The sequence below is a fragment of the Labrys sp. HAY1-8F genome, assembly GCF_056754975.1.
The window spans coordinates 265,156-283,559 of sequence record NZ_JBPGWZ010000002.1 but is presented as its reverse complement, the minus strand read 5'-3'; the positions used below and the strand labels follow the sequence as shown (position 1 = coordinate 283,559).

The window sequence follows — 18,404 nt, the reverse complement described above, 5'->3', positions numbered from 1 at the left end:
CAGATGTTGACGTTGAGCAGACGCAGAACCCTCGCCCTCGGCCTGTCGGCCGCCGCCATACTGGCGATCCCCGGCCCGGCCCTCGCGGCCGATCCGATCAAGATCGGCTATTCGGCCAATCTCACCGGTGTGCAGGCCTCGCTCGACGGCCCCATGCTGAACGGCGCCAAGCTGGCAGCGCAGGAGATCAACGCCGCCGGCGGCGTGCTGGGGCGGCCGATCGAACTGGTGATCTATGATTCCAAATCCGACGCCACCGTGATCTCCACCGTCGCCAGCCAGATGATCGACAGCGACAAGGTCGTCGGCATCATCGGCTTTGCGGATTCGGATTCGGTGCTGGCCATCGGGCCCCAGGTGCAGAAGGCGGAAATTCCGTTCGTCACCCCCGGCGCCACCTCGCCCAAGCTGCCGGCCCAGCTCGGCAACCAGGTCTTCCTCGCCGCCTTCGGCGACAATGTCCAGGCCGCCGTGGGAGCGGAATTCGCACTCAAGACGCTGAACGCCAAGACCTGCTATCTGCTGACGGATATCGGCACCGAATACACCACCCTGCTCTCCGACTATTTCGTCAAGGCTTACGAGCATGGCGGCGGCAAGATCGTCGGCAAGGACAGCTACAAGATCGGCGACAAGACCTTCACCGCCCAGATCGCCAAGATCAAGGCGCTTTCCGAGAAGCCGGCCTTCATCTATGCGGCCGCCAATGCCGAGGAGATCGGCCTCATCCTCAAGCAGTTACGCCAGGCCGGCATCACCCTGCCGGTGGTCGGCGGCGATGGTTATGACACGCCCTTGCTGCTGCAAGTCGGCGGCGAGGCGGCCAACGATACCTATTTCACCACCCACGCCTTCATCGGCGATGGCGCCAGCGCGAAGGTGAAAGCCTTCATGGATGCATACCAGAAGGCCTACAACACCGTGCCGGAAAATGCCTTCGCCGCACTCGGCTACGATGCGGTGAAACTGATGGCCGATGCCGTCAAGCGAGCCGGCGCGCCCGAACCTGCTAAGATCCGCGATGCGCTTGCGGCCACCTCCGGTCTCGACGGCGTGACGGGTACGATCACCTACCGCCCGAATATCTCGGTGCCGGACAAGTCGGTCTCGGTCATCGGCGTCAAGGGCGGCAAGCTCACGCTCGCTGGCGAAGCCGCGCCATCCTTCGTCGCGGAGCCCTGACATGGCCACGCCCCTTCCCCTCTGGGAGGTCTATCGCGCCGCCTTCGCCGGCGCGATCTTCACCGATCTGAGCCACGCCTTCCACCCTGGGCAGCCACGCTTCTCGGCCTTTCCGGACGAGGAGCGCCAGGTCGTATTCGACTACCCCAAGGGCGATGCCTTCCAGGTGCATCGCTACGCCTTCGTCGGGCAATGGGGCACGCATGTCGATCCGCCCGTGCATTTCATCGAGGGCGGGCGCGCCGTGGACGATCTGCCGGTCTCCGAGATGCTGCTGCCTCTGGTGGTGCTGGATATCCGGCACAGAGTTGCCGCAAGCCCCGACGCGACACCGGAACTGAGCGACATCGCGGCCTGGGAAGAGCGTAACGGGCGTATCCCCGCAGGCTGCTTCGTTGCCCTGCGTACGGGGTGGTCAAGCCGCTGGCCGGACAGCGAACGCTTCTACAACCGCTCGGCAGACGGCGTTTCCCATTGCCCCGGCTGGTCGCGGGCGGTGCTCGAAGAGCTGTTCGAAAGGCGGAAAATCGCCGCCATCGGCCACGAGCAGATCGACACCGATCCCGGCGTGGCGACATCGAAGGGCGATTTCGGCCTCGAACATTATGTGCTGTCACGCGACCGCTGGCAGGTCGAATTGCTCGCCAATCTCAATGATGTGCCGGAGGTCGGCGCCCTGATCATGGCAAGTTGGCCGAAGGCGAAAGGAGGTTCTGGCTTTCCGGCTCGCGCTATCGCCATCCATCGCTGATTTCGGACTGTTTCGGCATCGTACCGGGAATGCCATGATCATCCCGGAACTCGTCGCTCAACTCCTGCCGAACCAGTATTCGCGTGCGAGATCGGCCCGCCCGCTGTCGCTTCACCACGAAGACAGGCGTTTGACGTTGGGCTTGACTGCGCAGGCCATCGCTTCGACAGACGCTGCACTTGCCGAGCCCGTTTGCCTCGAATCTGTGTGACCGCACAACCGTTCCATGCTAGCCTATCTTTAGGTAATTTTGCCTGATACGCCTGGAGTGAACATGGGACTGTTCAATTTCATCAAGGACGCCGGCCATAAGATGTTCGGTTCGAGCAAGGCCGAGGCAGCGCCGGCGGCAGCTCCGACCGATGTTGCCGCGCTGGTGAAAAAGCAGATCGAGGAAGCCGGCCTCAAGGCCGATGGCCTGCAGGTTTCGGTGGACGGAGACAAGGTCGTCCTGGGTGGCGTGGCTCCCTCCCAGGAAGTCGCCGAGAAGATCATTCTCACCGCCGGCAACAACAATGGCGTGGCGCAGGTCGACAGCCAGCTCGGCGTCAACGCCCCCGGAACGCCCTCGACCATGTATACGGTCGTGAAGGGTGACACGCTCTGGGCCATTGCCGAGAAGCACTATGGCAAGGGCAAGGGCAATCTCTACAAGGAGATCGTCAAGGCCAATACTCCGCCGGTCAAGGACCCCGACCACATCCTCCCCGGCTGGGTCCTGCGCATTCCCCCGATCGGGCAGGCCTGAGTCGCCCCGTTCCTGTTACTGAAAAGTCGAACCCGGCGAGCCATCTCGCCGGGTTTTCTTTTCATATCACCGTGCCTGAAGCACTCAATCGAAACCACCTATTTAACCGCCCCGGCCGTTAGGCCCGCGACGATCTGGCGCTGGGCGAACAAAGTCAGCAACAGCACAGGCAGCGTCACCACCAGGGCCGCGGCGGCAAGAGGGCCCCAACTCACCTGCTCGAAGGACAGCATGTTGTAGACGGCGACAGGCAGCGTGCGCGTCTCGCGGCTGGCTAGCACGATACCGAAGACGAAATTATTCCAGGAGAAGATCACGGCCAGGATCAGGGACACCACGATGCCGGGCTTGGCGATCGGGAGTGCCACTTTGTAGAAAATCTGCCAGCGCGAGGCGCCGTCGATCATGGCCGCCTCCTCCAGCTCCAGCGGGGTGGTTTCGAAATAGCCGATCATGATCCAGATCACGATCGGGATCGTCACCACCAGATGGATGATGATCTGAGGCCATAGCGTGCCGAGCAGGCCGAGCGACTGGAACAAGAGAAACATCGGGATCAGGAAGGAAAGGCCCGGCGTCATTCGGGCGATCATGATCACCATAGCCGCCTTGTCGGCCTTGATGCGGGCGATGCCGTAACCCGCCGGCACGCCGACTATCAGCGCCAGCGCCGTAGCCGCACCTGTGACGACTACGCTGTTCCAGAAATAGCGCAGGAAATCGTTGGTGGCGAAGATCTCGGTGTAATTCGACCAGGCGAACTGCTCAGGGATCAGGATCGGCGGATAGGCGCCGTTGTCGATCTCGTATTTCAGCGAGAGCGACAGCATCCAGATGAAAAAGAGCAGCGCCGGCGACACCACGACGAAGCCCAGGAACAGCGTGCCGGCGAGACGCAAGAGACGTCGAAAGGTCATCGTCCGAAACTTCATCATCCAAGCCTTCATCACCCAAGCCTCATCTTCTTGTCCTCAGGTGTTCCATTTCGCGCGCTGGCGCAGATGCAGCAGCACCAGTGACATCACGATGATGATGACGAAGAACACCACGGCGATCGCCGAACCGTAGCCGATGTCGTAATAGGAGAAGGCCACGTTGTAGAGATAGAGGTTGATGGTCTCCGATGCCGTGCCCGGGCCGCCCTGCGTCATCGCATAGATGATGTCGAAGCTCTTGAGCGCGTCGATCGAACGAATGATCACCGCGATCATCATGAAGGGCAGGATCATCGGCAGCGTGATGTAGCGGAACTTCTGCCAGGCATTGGCACCGTCGATCTCGGCGCCCTCGAAGGGCTCGCGCGGCATCGAGGCCAGTCCGCCGAGCACGATGAGCATGATGAGCGGCGTCCACTGCCAGGTTTCCACCAGCACCAGGGAGGGAATTACCGTGCCCTGCTCGAAGATCCAGGCCTGGGGCGGAATGCCCACCAGCGACAGGAGGTAGTTCAGGACGCCGAGCTGGGGATGGAACATCATAGTCCAGACCAGGGCGACCGCGACGGGCGTGGCCATCATCGGCATCACGAAGATGCCGCGCAGCACGCCGCGTAGCGGCATCTTCGAATCGAAGACCAGGGCCGCCAGCGTGCCCAGGATCAGGGGCGCCACCACTGAGAGCACGGTGTAGGTGAGCGTGTGCCACATCGACTCCCAGAACCGCATGTCGCCGGCCAGGCGGATATAGTTCTCGAGCCCGACGAAGCGCGGCGCTGATCCGACCTGCCAGGCATTGGCGCTCATACCGATGGTGAACAGCCAGGGAAAGACGATCACCGCCGATACGAGCACCAGTGCCGGCAGAATAAAGGGCCAGTAGCCCGGCCGCAGGGGGCCGGAACCATTGTCAGCCGCCTGGGCGGGAGCCATCGCCTGAGCAGAAGATCTGGCTGGGCTTTCGACGCTCATTGCGCCTCGCTGCGGGCGAGCACGGGCTTGAAGGCCTCCGTCGCCTTCTTCATCTCCGCCGCCGGATCGCCGCCGCCGAGCAGATTGGTCAGGCCCACGCCGATGATGTCGCGGAACTCGGTCACCGGAATGATCACGGGAAGCCCGAGCTGGCTGATCGGCGCCGACTGCGCGACACAGTCGACCCAGCTTCCGGGCATGGTGACGCCTTCGCGGACCTTGGCGTCGTTCAGGATCGAACTGCGGAACGGCACGCCCGCGCCAGCCTGCAACAAGCGCGCACCCATCTCCTTGGAAATCGCCCACTGGCAATAGAGATAGGCGGCCTCCTTCTTGGCCGAAGCCTCGGTGACGCCGATGCCGTCGCCGAAAGTGGCAGAGGCCTGTGTCACCGGCCCCTTGGGCATCACGCCATAGCCGACCTTGCCGACGACGCGGGACTTCTGCGGATTCTCCAGCGGCGGGGCAAAGCCGACGCCGTCAAGCCACATGCCGACCTTGCCCTGCAGGAAGGCGGACTGGCATTCGGCCCAGTTGAAGCCGGTGACGCCGCGCGGAGCCGACTTGGTCATCAGGCGCTGATAGAGCGCGGCCGCCTCGATGGCTTCGGCGGAATCTGTCTGCAGCGAACCATCCGCGCCCACGGGGTTCTTGCCGTGGCCGAGCAGGAAGCTGGTCCAGACAGGCACATTGGCATTCTTGGCGCCGCGCGCCACGAAGCCGGCAATGTTGTTGCTGGCATCGGTGATGGCTTCTGCCGCCTTGACCATCTCCTCGAAGGTCTTGGGATATTCCAGCCCCTTGGCGGCGAACAGATCCTTGTTCCAATAGACGATCCAGTAATCCACCGAGAAGGGCAGTGCACCGAAGCGGCCATTCTTGTCCTTGGCGAAGGCGAGGCCCGCGGCGGCGAAATCGCTCTCGACCAAAGAAGGATCCGTCAGTTCCGGGTTCTTGAGGAACGGTCCGAGATCGGCCAGCCAACCGGCCTTTTCGAACTGGCGCTTCTGCACGTGGTAGCTGACATGGATGACATCGAAGCTCGGCTTGCCCGAAGTCAGCTCGATGACGGCCTTCTGGCGTTGCTGCTGCTCGGGCGTCTGCTCGGCATTGACCTTGATGCCGGTTAGTTCCTCGAATTCCTTCTGGTATTTCTGCAGCGTATCGCCGCGCGGGCTCTTGATCAGGTTCACTTCGAGCGTGGTGCCGGCATATTTCTTCCAGTCGACAGCCGCGAAGGCCGACCGGATACCCGCCAGACCAGCAGCGCCGAGTGCGGCGGAACCGGCCAGGAATTGCCGGCGCGACGGCTTCAACAAATCAAAACTCATAGGTTCCTCCTCCCAAAGCTTCTTTTGGATCGTCTGTCTTGTGGATCGTCCTGACTCTAAACCTTCAGCGCCAGGGCACGGGCGTTGTTGATGTGTTCGGCGATGGCGTCCACCGCCGTTTGTGGCTCGCGGCTCTCGATGGCAGCGAGAATGGCCAGATGCTCGCGCATCACCGGCACCACCCGGCCATCGATGCGAAAACGCTCCTGGTTGATCAGGCGCATCTTGATCGAATTGACGCGATAGGCCTTGGCGATGATCTCGTTACCGGTTGAGTCGATGATGGTGTCGTGCAGGTTCCAGTCGATCGCCTGCGCCTGCTCCACCATCTCGGGCGCCAAATCTTCCGACAGTCCCCTGGCCAGCATGTCCTCATGTTCATGGCGCAGCTTCGCCAGCAAGCTATCGGAAGCCGAAACGGTGAAGAGCGCGATGGCTTCCTTTTCCAGGAATAGCCGGAACTGAAAGGCATCCTTGATGAGGTTGAGATCGATATGGGCGATCTGGATGCCACGTTGGGGGATGGTGGAGAGCAGGCCCTCCGCCTCCAGGCGCGGCACGAGTTCGCGGATGGCCCCGAGCGGCAGGCCAGTCAGCGCCACCAACTCGCGTTGGGATACGAACTGGCCGGGACGAACATCGCGCGCCAACAAATGGCGGGTGAAACTGGCATAAGCCTTTTCCCGCAATCGCAGCGGTTCGCCGCCCTCCTCCATCCGTCCCTCCCTGGCCCGGAGAAAAATGCGATTTTTCCTATCGCAATTTGCTCCAGCTCCTTGTTTTAGTGCGTCTCTAGGCCGCCTTCGTCTGCTCGATGCGATCGAACAAACCGGCTAGCCTCTTGGCATCCTGTTCCGGCAAGGCCACCAGAGGCGCCCTTGTGGTCGACCATGCCGCATCACCGGTGCGATGGGCAACCAAGGCCTTGACCGCCGGGATGACCGGATAGTGGACGAGTTCGTCGACGAGGGCGATCAGTTCCGCATCGTCCCGTCCTTCGTGAACCATCGGCAGCATGCGCCCGGGACAGATATTCGCCATGCCGGAGATCGCCCCCTGCCCGCCCAAGCGCACGCCGGCCGCCAGGCCTCGCTCGTCGCCGATCAGGATGGCGAGATCGCGATGGGCTTCGAGGAGGGCCTGGGTGAACGGCCAATTGCCCGAGGAATCCTTGACGCCGGCCACAACTACCGGAAACGCCTGCTTCAGTTGCCCAATCAGGGCCACTGAAAGCTCCACGGCGGTGACCGAGGGTATATTGTAGAGATAGACATCCCTTGCCTTCGGCCCGATCGCCGCAAACACAGCTGCGAACCAGGCAAACAGGCCGTCATCCCTCAGCCCCTTGAAATAGGAAGGCGGCGCCAGCAGCACGCCGCGGCAACCGGCATCCAGCGCCTGCCGAGCCTGCGCCGCAGCATCGGCAACGGCATTTGCCATCACGCCAACCGCGATCTGCCGCGCCTCGATGCCATCAGCCAGGAAGGACGACAGCAAGGCTTCACGCTCGGCGGAAGCGATCGACGCCCCCTCCCCGGTCGTGCCGAACAGCGTGACGCTGCCGCAACCATTGGCGAGGCACCAGCGTGCATGCGGGATGGCACGGGCGACGTCGACCTGCCCATCGCCATCGAAGGGTGTTGCCAATGCCACCGAAAGGCCAAAAAATTGGTGCGTCATCCCTGTCATCCATCGAATTTTCAATATGTAATCTTCGATAACAGACTAACATGTCAGTCGCAAGTCGAGTCGGAAGTTTTGTCTGATCAATTTCAACCGTCGGGCTTGACCTGCTGTCATCAGGCAACGAGATTTGTTTCGTGCAACCGGCAGCTCCCGCTTCGATGCGCCCGCTGCGCGGCCTCATCCTCACAACCGCCATACGATCATGACATTAAGCCCTGAGCTCGCCGAGACCTGGCCGGATCTTGCCGGCAATACCGATTTCGCCGCTTTGCTCGATCATAGCCTCCGTCGCCTGACAGGGCGCGGCCTTTTCCCAGCTCCTCCGGCCGACCGGGCAGACGCCGCGTGGCTCTACGCCGAGGCGCCCTTCTGCCTTCTGGCCCACGACACCAGGGCCGATCCTGTTTTTATCTATGGAAACAAGGTCGTACAGGATTGTTTTGAATACAGCTGGGAGGAATTGACGCAGTTGCCCTCCCGCCTGTCGGCGGAGTTTCCGAATCGTGACGAACGCCAGCGCCTGCTCGACACCGTCAAGAAGCAGGGATTCATCGCCGACTATCACGGCGTGCGCATTGCCAAATCCGGCCGACGCTTCTTCATCGAAAATGCCACAGTCTGGGAAGTGATCGACGAAGCGGGCAACCGCCACGGCCAGGCCGCCCTGTTCGCTTCGTGGCGCGACCTGCCCTGACCCATCAGCGGATGATCAGCGCCGTCCCCCACAGGCCAACCGCAAATACCGTGTGCGCGACCAGATTGAGTAGGCGCACCTTGGTGGGATTGGGCGTTTTCGACGCAGCCCAGCCGATGCCAAGCCCGGGCTGCAGCAAGAACCAGCCGGCCCCCACCGTGACGATGCCGAGGATCCAGGCCGGCAGGAATGTCGGGTCGGACAGCCAGGCCGCACCAGCGAAGATCACCAGGATCACGCCGTAGAGAATGCCGACCACGTAATGGCCGATCCAGCCCAGTGCCAATTCATGGGCGTAAGGTGCGGCCTTGCCGATATCGTCATGGAAGACACGGCCCTCTTTCAGATGCCAGAACCAGCGGCCCACAGGCGCCCAGTTGGGCAGGTTCTCACCGAAGAATTTGTGCAGCAGGATCGCCCACAGATCCATGAGGACCGTTGCGCCAACGCCGATCGCAACGCCGCGCCAGAAAAGTTCGAACATGCCGATTCCACCAAGAGGACTGTATTCATCATACAAAACACGCCGCACCCGGCTGATGCAAGATTTCAAACCTCGAGAAGAGCACGGATTTCGTCGGGATCCGCGGTAACGATGCGGCGGGCCAGCCAGACAGCAAAGCCTCCGCGTGCCAATATCGCAATCTCCCGCTCGAGCTCGGCATCGCGGTCGGTCCGCCGCCAGGGGCCAATGCGCCGGCGCTGTGCCAGCCGGGCAGCGGCTCTTTCTTCAGCTGCATCGCGGTCCTCCCCCGCAAGGGCCTGGGCCACCAAGGTGCGATCAACCCCCTTGGCCGCCAGGGCGGCACCGATCCTGCGGGCGGAAAAGCCGCGGCTGCGCCCGGCATGAAGGCGGGCCTCCACGAAACTGGCATCGTCGATGAAACCGAGCTGCCTGCAATAATCGATGGTGCGCTCGATCATTTCAGCGACTTCGATTTCCGGTTCCAATTTGCGACGCGCCCGCCGCAGCAAGACCTGGCGGAGATTGGCGACGCTGGTCGATCGCTGGCCGAGATAATGGAGCGCGGACTTGCGCATCCAGCTTTCTTCGCGGCTCAGGGATGGGATGATGGACATGGTAGCCTCGAATCGTTGGAAAGAACTTGCCGGAACGCATGGCAGCGCGCCATCATCTCCCTGGCTCGGGCTCACCTTGACAAGAATCGCGACACGCCGGCCTCTGCACGTCTTCTCGGATCAGGCGGTTCCCATGCCCTTCTCTCTAGTGATTTTCGATTGCGATGGCGTTCTCGTCGACAGCGAGATCCTGTCGGCGGAAGTCGAAGCCGAGGCCCTGTCGGCCCTCGGCGTAAAAGTCACCCCGCATGACGTGATGCAGCGCTTTCTCGGTCTGACCCAGGAAGCCTTGGAAGAGCGTTTCGAGCAGGATTTCGGGCTCAAGCTGCCACCGGACCATGCCGAGACTACGCGCCGCATGCTTCGGGCCGCCTATGTGGCGCGTCTGGAACCGATTCCGGGCGTGCGCGAAGTGCTCCAAACCCTGCCGATGCCCTTTTGCGTGGCTTCCAACAGCCCGCCGGCCAAGCTCGGTCTCGGCCTCAGCATCACCAACCTGTTCGAGCTCGTCTATCCCAACATCTTCAGCGCAAATCTGGTGGCACAGGGAAAACCGGCCCCGGACCTGTTTTTGCATGCCGCGAGGGCTCTCGGTGTGGATCCCGCCAAGACCGTGGTGGTCGAGGACAGCGTGGTCGGCATCAAGGCAGCCAAGGCCGCCGGCATGACGGTGATCGGCTTTGTCGGCGGACTGCATCATATGCCCCCCAGCGAGGAAACCCTGGTGGCAGCCGGTGCCGACTACATCGCCGAGACGATGGACGAAGTGAAGGCGCGCATCCTGGCCTGATCCCGGCAGTCTGCCCCGAAAAGCAAACGGCGAAATCTCAAAAGCTCCGATTTGCCGGGCCCGGGCTTCGTCCTCGGCCGGACCTCAATCCACGGAGAACTTGCCGCCACGCAGCGATTTCACGTTTGAGCGGCGCGATTTCGATTCCAGCCGCCGCGCCTTGGCGGCCTTGGAGGGCTTCGTCACCTTGCGGGGCGGCGGCGGCGGCGTGGCGGCCTCCCGCAGGAGAGCGACCAACCGCTCGCGCGCGTCCTCGCGATTACGCTCCTGGGTGCGGAAGCGCTGGGCAACAATCACCAGCACGCCCTCCTGCGTCAGCTTCCTGCCCGCCAGCTTCTGGGCACGGATGGCGATGTCGTTCGGGAGCGAGGGCGACCTGCGGATATTGAAGCGCAACTGCACCGCCGTCGACAGCTTGTTGACATTCTGTCCGCCGGGCCCCGAGGAGCGCACGAAGTCCTCATCGATCTCGCGCTCGTCGATGAACAAGGTGGGGTTAATCTCGATCATGGCGCGTGCATAACCCATCGGAACTCGGTGTGCCGCAAAATTTTGCGGATAAGTTCACGAATTGTTCTTGTTTTTTCACCAGCCCTCCTTCAATTTGCGAGCCAAAGCGCCTATCTCTCGACAAAAGCCCACAGGATCGTCCGTATGTCTGGCCGCCCCATCTCCGGCAGCGCTGTTCCGTCGCCTGCCGACCGCCGCTTCATTACCGTGCGCGGCGCGCGCGAGCACAATCTCAAGAATGTCGATCTGGAAATCCCGCGTGACAAGCTCGTGGTGTTCACCGGCCTGTCCGGCTCGGGCAAGTCCTCGCTCGCTTTCGACACCATCTATGCCGAGGGACAGCGCCGCTATGTCGAGAGCCTTTCGGCCTATGCGCGCCAATTCCTCGAAATGATGCAGAAGCCGGACGTCGACCAGATCGACGGCCTGTCGCCCGCGATTTCGATCGAACAGAAGACGACCTCGCGCAATCCCCGCTCGACGGTGGCGACAGTCACCGAGATCTACGACTATATGCGCCTGCTCTGGGCTCGTATCGGCATTCCCTATTCGCCGGCGACTGGGCTGCCGATCGAAAGTCAGACCGTCAGCCAGATGGTCGATCGCGTCATGGCCATGCCAGAGGGCACCAGGCTGTTCCTGCTCGCGCCGGTGGTGCGCGGGCGCAAGGGCGAATATCGCAAGGAACTCGCCGACTTCCTCAAGCGCGGCTTCCAGCGTGTCAAGATCGACGGTACCTTCTACGAGATCGCCGACGCCCCCGCCCTCGACAAGAAGCTCAAGCACGATCTCGACGTGGTGGTGGACCGCATCGTGGTGCGCGCCGATATCGCCAGCCGCCTGGCTGATTCCTTCGAGACGGCCTTGGAGTTGGCCGACGGCATCGCCGTGGTCGAACTGGCCGATCAGAAGGAGGCCGACGGCTCATCCAAGCGCGTGATGTTCAGCCAGAAATTCGCCTGCCCGGTTTCCGGCTTCACCATTCCGGAGATCGAGCCCAGGCTGTTCTCCTTCAACAACCCCTTTGGCGCCTGCCCGTCCTGCGACGGCATCGGCACCGAGATGACGGTCGATCCCGTCCTGGTGGTGCCCGACGAGACCCTGTCGCTGCGCAAGGGCGCGCTGGCGCCTTGGGCGAAATCCACCAGCCCCTATTACAGCCAGACCGTCGACGCCCTCGCCAAGCATTACAAGTTCGGCGTGACCACGCCCTGGAAGGACCTGCCGGAGAAGGTGCAGCAGGTGTTCCTCTATGGCTCGGGCGAGGAGCAAATCGTCTTTTCCTTCGATGACGGCCTACGCTCCTATGAGACACGCAAGGCCTTCGAGGGCGTGGTGACCAATCTGGAGCGGCGCTGGAAGGAAACCGATTCAGAACAGGCCCGCGAGGATATTTCGCGCTTCATGGCCAATACGCCGTGCAAGGCTTGCGCCGGTTTCCGCCTGAAACCCGAATCCTTGGCGGTAAAGGTCACGCACCGCCATATCGGCGAGATCTCGGCAATGTCGGTGCGCCAGGCCCAGCATTGGTTCGAGGCCTTGCCGGCCGAACTCAACGCCAAGCAGACCGAGATCGCCGTCCGCATCCTCAAGGAGATTCGCGAACGCCTGCGCTTCCTCGTCGATGTCGGTCTCGATTATCTGACGCTGGCCCGTAACTCCGGGACCCTGTCGGGTGGCGAGAGCCAGCGTATCCGCTTGGCCTCCCAAATCGGCTCTGGCCTCAGCGGCGTGCTTTATGTGCTGGACGAACCTTCCATCGGCCTGCATCAGCGCGACAATGAACGCCTGCTCGAAACATTGCGGCGCCTGCGCGAACTGGGCAATACGGTGATCGTGGTCGAGCATGACGAGGATGCCATTCTTCAGGCCGACTATGTGGTCGATGTCGGCCCCGGCGCCGGCGTGCATGGCGGACGCGTGGTGGCCCACGGCACGCCTGCCGAGGTGATGGCCAATCCGGCGTCTCTCACCGGCAAATATCTCACCGGAGAACTGGCGGTACCCATGCCGGCCGAACGGCGCCGGCGCCAGAAGGGCAAGGCGCTGAAGCTCACCGGCGCCCGCGGCAACAATCTCAAGGATGTCTCGGTCGAGATTCCGCTCGGCCTGTTCACCTGCGTCACCGGCGTATCGGGCGGCGGCAAGTCGACGCTCCTGATCGACACCATCTACAAGGCGGTCGCCCGCAAGCTGAACGGCGCGCTCGAACATCCCGCTCCCTTCGACAAGCTCGACGGCCTGGAATTGATCGACAAGGTCATCGACATCGACCAGTCGCCGATCGGCCGTACGCCGCGGTCCAACCCGGCCACCTATACCGGTGCCTTCACGCCCATCCGCGAATGGTTCGCCGGCCTGCCGGAGGCGAAGGCGCGCGGCTATCTGCCGGGGCGCTTCTCCTTCAACGTCAAGGGTGGCCGCTGCGAGGCGTGCCAGGGCGACGGCGTCATCAAGATCGAGATGCACTTTCTGCCCGACGTCTATGTCACCTGCGACGTCTGCAAAGGCAAACGCTACGACCGCGAGACACTGGACGTCCGCTTCAAGAATAAGTCCATCGCCGACGTGCTCGACATGACCGTTGACGAGGGAGCCGAATTCTTCAAGGCGGTGCCGACCATCCGCAACACCATGGAAACGCTGGCACGAGTGGGCCTCGGCTATGTCAAGGTGGGCCAGCAGGCGACCACCCTGTCGGGCGGCGAGGCCCAGCGCGTGAAGCTCTCCAAGGAATTGTCGCGCCGCTCGACCGGACGCACACTCTACATCCTCGACGAGCCGACCACGGGCCTGCATTTCCACGATGTCGCCAAGCTACTGGAAGTGCTGCATGAACTGGTCGAGCAGGGCAACACCGTGGTGGTGATCGAACACAACCTCGAAGTCATCAAGACGGCCGACTGGGTCATCGACATGGGTCCCGGAGGGGGCGACGCTGGCGGCGAAGTAGTCGCCGAAGGCACGCCGGAGGCGATCATTCGCGAGCCTCGCTCCCATACCGGGCGCTTCCTGCGGGAAGTCATGGAGCGTCGCCCCCAGCGGCGCCAGGGCGAAGCGGCGGAATAGAAATCCTTGGGACCGTAGGCGTCCCCGCCTGTTCCTGGCAAAGCCGCCCCGGCGACAAGGCAGATGCAGGTGGTCGCCCCGGGTCCCAGACAATGCATCTTGCCGGGCATCCTTGCTTGTCCCCCGGCAAGGCCATTGCCAAATGGAGGCTCTCGCGGCTATCGCTATAGCTATTCATATATAGCGAATCGCCACGCCACTCCGTTTCCAGGAAAAACAATGCTCAGGATCGTGCTCGCCTCTTGCCTGGCCCTTGGAAGCGTCGCGGCCCGGGCAGACGAGGTAGTACTCTACGGCGCAGGAAGCCTGCGCGCCGTGCTGACCGATATCGCCCAGGATTTCAGCAAGAAGAGTGGCATCAAGGTGCGTACCGCCTTCGGCCCCTCAGGGTTGATGCGGGAAAAGATCGAGCAAGGCGACAAGGTCGACATCCTGGCTTCGGCGGACATGGCCAGTCCCCGCCAGTTGCAAAGGGATGGCCGGGCGAGTGCCGTCGTCATGTTCACCCGCAACCGGCTTTGCGCCTTTGCCCTGCCGGAAGCCAGGCTCGCCGTTGTCAACTTTGCCGAACGCCTGCTCGATCCCGCCGTGAAGCTCGGCACGTCCACGCCCAAGGCCGACCCCGGCGGCGACTACACCTGGGCCATGTTCCAGCTGATCGACAAGCGAAATCCGGGTGCTTTCGCCAAGCTCGATGCCAAGGCCCAGAAGATCGTCGGTGGCTCGACCGCCTCCACTCCCGCCGGGCAAGATCCGATTGCCGATGGTTTCAAGAGCGGTCAGATCAATGTGATGATGGGTTATTGCAGTGGCGCGGCACAACGCAAGGCCGTCACGCCGAACCTCGAGGTTATCCAGGTGCCCGAAGCCTATGAGACTGGCCCGGAATATGGCCTGGCTCTGGCACGAACCGACAATGCCGCCGCCGTGGCGCTGATGCTAGCGATCCTCTCCCCGGAAGGTCAGGCCGCCTTCGGCAGATACGGTTTTGCACCGGTCGGCTTGCCGGCTCAGCCCTGAGCGAAACGAGGAATCCGATCACGCCATTGGCATCGACTGCCCTGCACTCTCCCTTGGTTTGCATGATGGAAGAACGCCATAGCCAGGGGATCTATCCGCGTTTCCTGCCGGAAACTCGGTGTGGACATTGCCTGCAGCCCCCAGCCACAGATGACGCCAATGAACCAGAATGGCGCGAAAACGCCCGGCCACGGGCCGGCGTAGCGGCACCGCCGCCAGCAGAACGAGTGCCGATAGCAGCAGGCTCATTCTGCCGTTGATCTCGCGGCCCGACCGGCTGACGGCGGAGATTGGTGTCGCCCGAAGCCAGGGCAAGCGAAACAGCGCAAGAATGGCGTGGATGTCGTCCTCATACAGACGCCCGTCGACGAAGCCATTGGCAACCTTGTTGCCGCCCACGGGTTCGGTATGCCGAACCGGAAATTCATCGATCACGGCAAAATCGCCCGGCCCTTCGGCGACGAGATTGCACCAGACGAGGTCGATGCCGCTTTCGTATCCTAAGGCGTAGAGCGGTGCGATCCGCTCGAGAATGTCATGCCGGAAAACCGGACACATCATCTCCACGAAGTTGAGATACCGCAGGGCATATCGCTTCTGCTGTAGCAGGCAGGCATAGGTGAAATGACTATCCCATGTCAGCGCCGGTTGCGCGATCTTGAGATTATACTGATCACAGCGCGAAAAAATTCCACTTATGGAGGAAGGAGTCGCGCTAATATCATCATCAAAGAAGCAGATGTATTTATATCGGCCAAGAAACTCCGCTTGTTCACGCAAAAGCCCATCGTAGCCGGCGACCTTGCTACCGGATCGATACTCGAAATAGACGCCATCGCCCGCGATAGCGGGCAAGCTGGTATCGTAGCTGCTTAAAAAGACATCGTAATTTCTATCCGCACCCGCAGCCAGCCACTGCGCGTGAAGACTTTTCGGCCCTATCCGAGCAACCAAGAGATATTTACGAGGTCTCTTCTCCAGGCCGTCCTCTGTACCGTTCCTCGTCATTGCTCCAGTCTCCCGCTAAGCTTCCAAGGGTTCGGTGAACTTCGGAACCACGCAAGTTAAAAGGCCAGATTTAATCAATATATCCTTCCATTAAGAGGGATATAGAAGATATAATTGCAATTAATATTGGTTTTATATTTCAACAAAACCCGAAGATCGCATAATTTAATGCCCTCTTCGCTCCGGCCTATGCCTAATTTTCATGCTCCCTATAGCATATCGACACCTTGGGAAGCCAAGCCCAACTTTGGTATATGGCGGTACTACTGATGGCAGCGCGCACTAGGTCTCGGCATGAGCTCCAGGGACCCAGATTAGGCATGCCCCCTGCCATTTGGCCCTGGCCGCGGGTTCAGACGCTCGTGCGAGCATTCGAATGGATACAACCATGCGTTTCCCCGACTGCTCCGTTCTGAAGCCATCACGCCTTGCGGGCGGAGGAGGCATGCACCATATGCATTAAGTGGCCACCTGATAGGTCAATTTTGACGATTTTTTAACAATGGCAACTTTGCGACATGCAAAAATTGCATGCTCGTTGTGCGGCGCAGCATCTACCTCATTCGGCGAAAAGGCTGCATATAGAGAATGTGAACGGCGTTGAGGAATTCGCTTCAACGCAGGTTCGCAGAAGAGGAACCTTATCATGTTGTTCGCAGCTTTGATCGAACGTGTCCGTATCTGGCGCCGTGAGCGCGAGACGCTGGCCGAGCTCAGGCGCTTGAACGTACGCGATTTGGCCGACATCGGTATCAACCCTGCCGACGTTCGCGCTATCGCGCGTCAGGCTGCCCGCGCCTAATCACGCAGGTGATGACCAATGGGCTGTTCAGCTCATTGGTACAGTTTCGACGATCCACCAGCGCGTCGATCTTTTGCAGTGGAAAGTCGTATCGTTTCTGTCGGCTGAAGCGTTTTGCGATTTGGTAGTCCCGCCAAGAATCGCAAGGACGCGTCGAAATGAGTAAGAGCAAACAAGCGTTTCCGTCTAAACACGCTTTGCTCTAGCTATGTCGGCTGGCAATCGGGCAGTGATTTCATCGCGCCTAAACGGGAAGTAGTGGGTGCCCGCCTTGCTGGAGCAGGGCCAAGCGCCACATAGCCGCCCCCTCAGGGCGGCTTTTTGTTATGCTGGTGCTTCAATCATGAGGCCCGATGGTCTAAAAGCCGGGCATGACAATCACCCCCGTTCATATCATCGGCGGCGGCCTCGCCGGTTCCGAAGCCGCATGGCAGATCGCCCAGGCAGGCGTTCCCGTCATCCTGCACGAGATGCGCCCCGTTCAGCCGACCGAGGTCCATAAGACCACGGACTTCGCCGAGCTCGTCTGCTCCAACTCCTTCCGCTCCGACGATGCGCAGACCAATGCCGTCGGCCTGCTTCACGAGGAGATGCGCCGGCTGGATTCCGTGATCATGGCCTGCGCCGACGACCACAAGGTTCCGGCAGGTGGTGCCCTGGCGGTGGACCGAGATGGTTTCTCGGCTGCGGTGACGGAACGCTTGGCATCCCATCCCCTAATCGAGATCCGGCGCGAACATGTCGACGGCCTGCCTCCGGCGGACTGGGACAACGTCATCGTCGCCACCGGTCCCCTCACCTCCAAGCCCCTTGCCGATGCAATCGCAGCCCTGACCGGCGAAACCTCCCTTGCTTTCTTCGATGCGATCGCGCCGATCGTGCATCGCGAATCCATCAACATGGACATCGCCTGGTATCAGTCGCGCTACGACAAGCCGGGTCCGGGCGGCACCGGTGCCGACTATATCAACTGCCCCCTCAGCAAGGAGGAATACGAGGCCTTTCTCGATGCCGTTCTCGCCGGCGATAAGACCGGTTTCAAGGAGTTCGAAGGCACGCCCTATTTCGATGGCTGCCTGCCGATCGAAATCATGGCGGAGCGCGGCCGTGAAACCCTGCGCTTCGGACCACTGAAGCCGGTTGGCCTTACCAACCCGCGCAACCCCAGCGTCAAGCCCCACGCCATCGTGCAACTGCGCCAGGACAATGCGCTCGGCACGCTTTACAACATGGTCGGGTTCCAGACGAAGCTGAAATATGCTGAACAGGTGCAGGTGTTCCGCATGATTCCCGGGCTCGAAAATGCCGAATTCGCTCGCCTCGGCGGGCTGCATCGCAACACCTATCTGAACTCACCCGTGCTGCTGGACGCAACGCTTCGCCTGAAAACGCAGCCACGTCTGCGTTTTGCCGGCCAGATCACCGGATGCGAAGGCTATATCGAGAGCGCGAGTGTCGGCCTGATGACGGGCCGCTTTGCCGCCGCCGAACGCCTGGGTCGACCGGTGGCCACGCCCCCGGCCACCACGGCCCTCGGAGCGCTGCTCAATCACATCACTGGCGGTCACCTCGTCAGCGAGGATGCGGGGCCGCGCTCCTTCCAGCCGATGAATGTCAATTTCGGCCTGTTCCCTCCTCTTGAGGTCTCGCCCAAAGGGGAAGATGGAAAGCGCCTGCGCGGCAGCGAAAAGACTCACGCCAAGAAAAGGGCGATGAGCGCCAGAGCCTTGGAAGCCCTGGAGGGCTGGAAGCGGGCGGTGGCCGGCGAACATCTCTCAGCCTGAGCGTGATCGTATGGTACCCTTGCGACGGGAAGCTCTACCTGG

18 protein-coding genes are annotated in these 18,404 nt (G+C 61.6%); 9 read left to right on the top strand and 9 right to left on the bottom strand.

The window, feature by feature from the left end:
• The first annotated feature begins 3 nt into the window (after nt 1–3).
• The 3 genes from ACR9ZN_RS10270 to lysM all read left to right on the top strand — a co-directional run bounded on the left by ACR9ZN_RS10270 (nt 4) and on the right by lysM (nt 2,681).
• Nucleotides 4–1,182, top strand: coding sequence for an ABC transporter substrate-binding protein (locus ACR9ZN_RS10270; RefSeq protein WP_434956366.1), 1,179 nt, complete (start codon nt 4–6; stop codon nt 1,180–1,182).
• A 1-nt stretch (nt 1,183) separates the two neighbouring features.
• A complete protein-coding gene (locus ACR9ZN_RS10265) occupies nt 1,184–1,933 on the top strand; it encodes a cyclase family protein (RefSeq protein ID WP_481272157.1) in 750 nt (249 codons plus the stop codon).
• 274 nt (nt 1,934–2,207) lie between these two features.
• Entirely contained in the window at nt 2,208–2,681 is a 474-nt protein-coding gene (lysM, locus tag ACR9ZN_RS10260) for a peptidoglycan-binding protein LysM (RefSeq protein ID WP_441773002.1), read from the top strand.
• 98 nt (nt 2,682–2,779) lie between these two features.
• Here the strand turns inward: lysM and ACR9ZN_RS10255 are convergent, their stop codons facing one another.
• The 5 genes from ACR9ZN_RS10255 to ACR9ZN_RS10235 form a co-directional block, all read right to left on the bottom strand.
• A complete protein-coding gene (locus tag ACR9ZN_RS10255) occupies nt 2,780–3,598 on the bottom strand; it encodes a carbohydrate ABC transporter permease (protein ID WP_454813899.1) in 819 nt (272 codons plus the stop codon).
• Between the two features lie 54 nt (nt 3,599–3,652).
• Nucleotides 3,653–4,549 (bottom strand): carbohydrate ABC transporter permease, encoded by an 897-nt coding sequence (locus ACR9ZN_RS10250; protein ID WP_454816759.1) that lies wholly within the window; start codon nt 4,547–4,549, stop codon nt 3,653–3,655.
• Between the two features lie 35 nt (nt 4,550–4,584).
• Nucleotides 4,585–5,919, bottom strand: coding sequence for an ABC transporter substrate-binding protein (locus ACR9ZN_RS10245; protein ID WP_481272155.1), 1,335 nt, complete (start codon nt 5,917–5,919; stop codon nt 4,585–4,587).
• 56 nt (nt 5,920–5,975) lie between these two features.
• Nucleotides 5,976–6,635: a GntR family transcriptional regulator gene (locus ACR9ZN_RS10240; protein WP_481272154.1), complete on the bottom strand. Its 660-nt coding sequence runs from the start codon at nt 6,633–6,635 to the stop codon at nt 5,976–5,978.
• A 76-nt stretch (nt 6,636–6,711) separates the two neighbouring features.
• Entirely contained in the window at nt 6,712–7,599 is an 888-nt protein-coding gene (locus ACR9ZN_RS10235; RefSeq protein ID WP_481272153.1) for a dihydrodipicolinate synthase family protein, read from the bottom strand.
• A gap of 208 nt (nt 7,600–7,807) precedes the next feature.
• Here ACR9ZN_RS10235 and ACR9ZN_RS10230 point away from each other — a divergent pair, with 208 nt between their 5' ends.
• Entirely contained in the window at nt 7,808–8,299 is a 492-nt protein-coding gene (locus ACR9ZN_RS10230; RefSeq protein ID WP_434959635.1) for an MEKHLA domain-containing protein, read from the top strand.
• Nucleotides 8,300–8,303: 4 nt separating this feature from the next.
• Here ACR9ZN_RS10230 and ACR9ZN_RS10225 read toward each other — a convergent pair whose 3' ends face one another.
• Together ACR9ZN_RS10225 and ACR9ZN_RS10220 are read right to left on the bottom strand one after the other, a co-directional pair.
• Nucleotides 8,304–8,783 (bottom strand): DUF2938 domain-containing protein, encoded by a 480-nt coding sequence (locus ACR9ZN_RS10225; protein ID WP_434956358.1) that lies wholly within the window; start codon nt 8,781–8,783, stop codon nt 8,304–8,306.
• Between the two features lie 65 nt (nt 8,784–8,848).
• Nucleotides 8,849–9,379: a regulatory protein RecX gene (locus tag ACR9ZN_RS10220; RefSeq protein ID WP_454813895.1), complete on the bottom strand. Its 531-nt coding sequence runs from the start codon at nt 9,377–9,379 to the stop codon at nt 8,849–8,851.
• 133 nt (nt 9,380–9,512) lie between these two features.
• Here ACR9ZN_RS10220 and ACR9ZN_RS10215 point away from each other — a divergent pair, with 133 nt between their 5' ends.
• Nucleotides 9,513–10,169 (top strand): HAD family hydrolase, encoded by a 657-nt coding sequence (locus ACR9ZN_RS10215; protein WP_434956356.1) that lies wholly within the window; start codon nt 9,513–9,515, stop codon nt 10,167–10,169.
• An 84-nt stretch (nt 10,170–10,253) separates the two neighbouring features.
• On the opposite strand, the gene arfB is transcribed toward ACR9ZN_RS10215, so the two are convergent.
• Nucleotides 10,254–10,697, bottom strand: coding sequence for an alternative ribosome rescue aminoacyl-tRNA hydrolase ArfB (gene arfB, locus ACR9ZN_RS10210; protein WP_454813894.1), 444 nt, complete (start codon nt 10,695–10,697; stop codon nt 10,254–10,256).
• A 126-nt stretch (nt 10,698–10,823) separates the two neighbouring features.
• On the opposite strand from arfB, the gene uvrA reads away from it, so the two are divergent.
• On the top strand, nt 10,824–13,748 hold the full coding sequence (gene uvrA, locus ACR9ZN_RS10205) for an excinuclease ABC subunit UvrA (RefSeq protein WP_434956354.1): 2,925 nt from the start codon (nt 10,824–10,826) through the stop codon (nt 13,746–13,748).
• Nucleotides 13,749–13,967: 219 nt separating this feature from the next.
• Nucleotides 13,968–14,768 (top strand): extracellular solute-binding protein, encoded by an 801-nt coding sequence (locus ACR9ZN_RS10200; protein ID WP_434956353.1) that lies wholly within the window; start codon nt 13,968–13,970, stop codon nt 14,766–14,768.
• Nucleotides 14,769–14,786: 18 nt separating this feature from the next.
• Here ACR9ZN_RS10200 and ACR9ZN_RS10195 read toward each other — a convergent pair whose 3' ends face one another.
• Complete coding sequence (locus ACR9ZN_RS10195; RefSeq protein ID WP_454813892.1) at nt 14,787–15,776, bottom strand: hypothetical protein; 990 nt, start codon at nt 15,774–15,776, stop codon at nt 14,787–14,789.
• 646 nt (nt 15,777–16,422) lie between these two features.
• Here ACR9ZN_RS10195 and ACR9ZN_RS10190 point away from each other — a divergent pair.
• The gene (locus tag ACR9ZN_RS10190; RefSeq protein ID WP_434956351.1) at nt 16,423–16,578 is read left to right on the top strand and encodes a YjiS-like domain-containing protein; all 156 of its coding nucleotides are present in this window, start codon (nt 16,423–16,425) and stop codon (nt 16,576–16,578) included.
• A gap of 371 nt (nt 16,579–16,949) precedes the next feature.
• Entirely contained in the window at nt 16,950–18,362 is a 1,413-nt protein-coding gene (trmFO, locus tag ACR9ZN_RS10185) for a methylenetetrahydrofolate--tRNA-(uracil(54)-C(5))-methyltransferase (FADH(2)-oxidizing) TrmFO (protein ID WP_481272152.1), read from the top strand.
• The last annotated feature ends 42 nt before the right edge of the window (nt 18,363–18,404 follow it).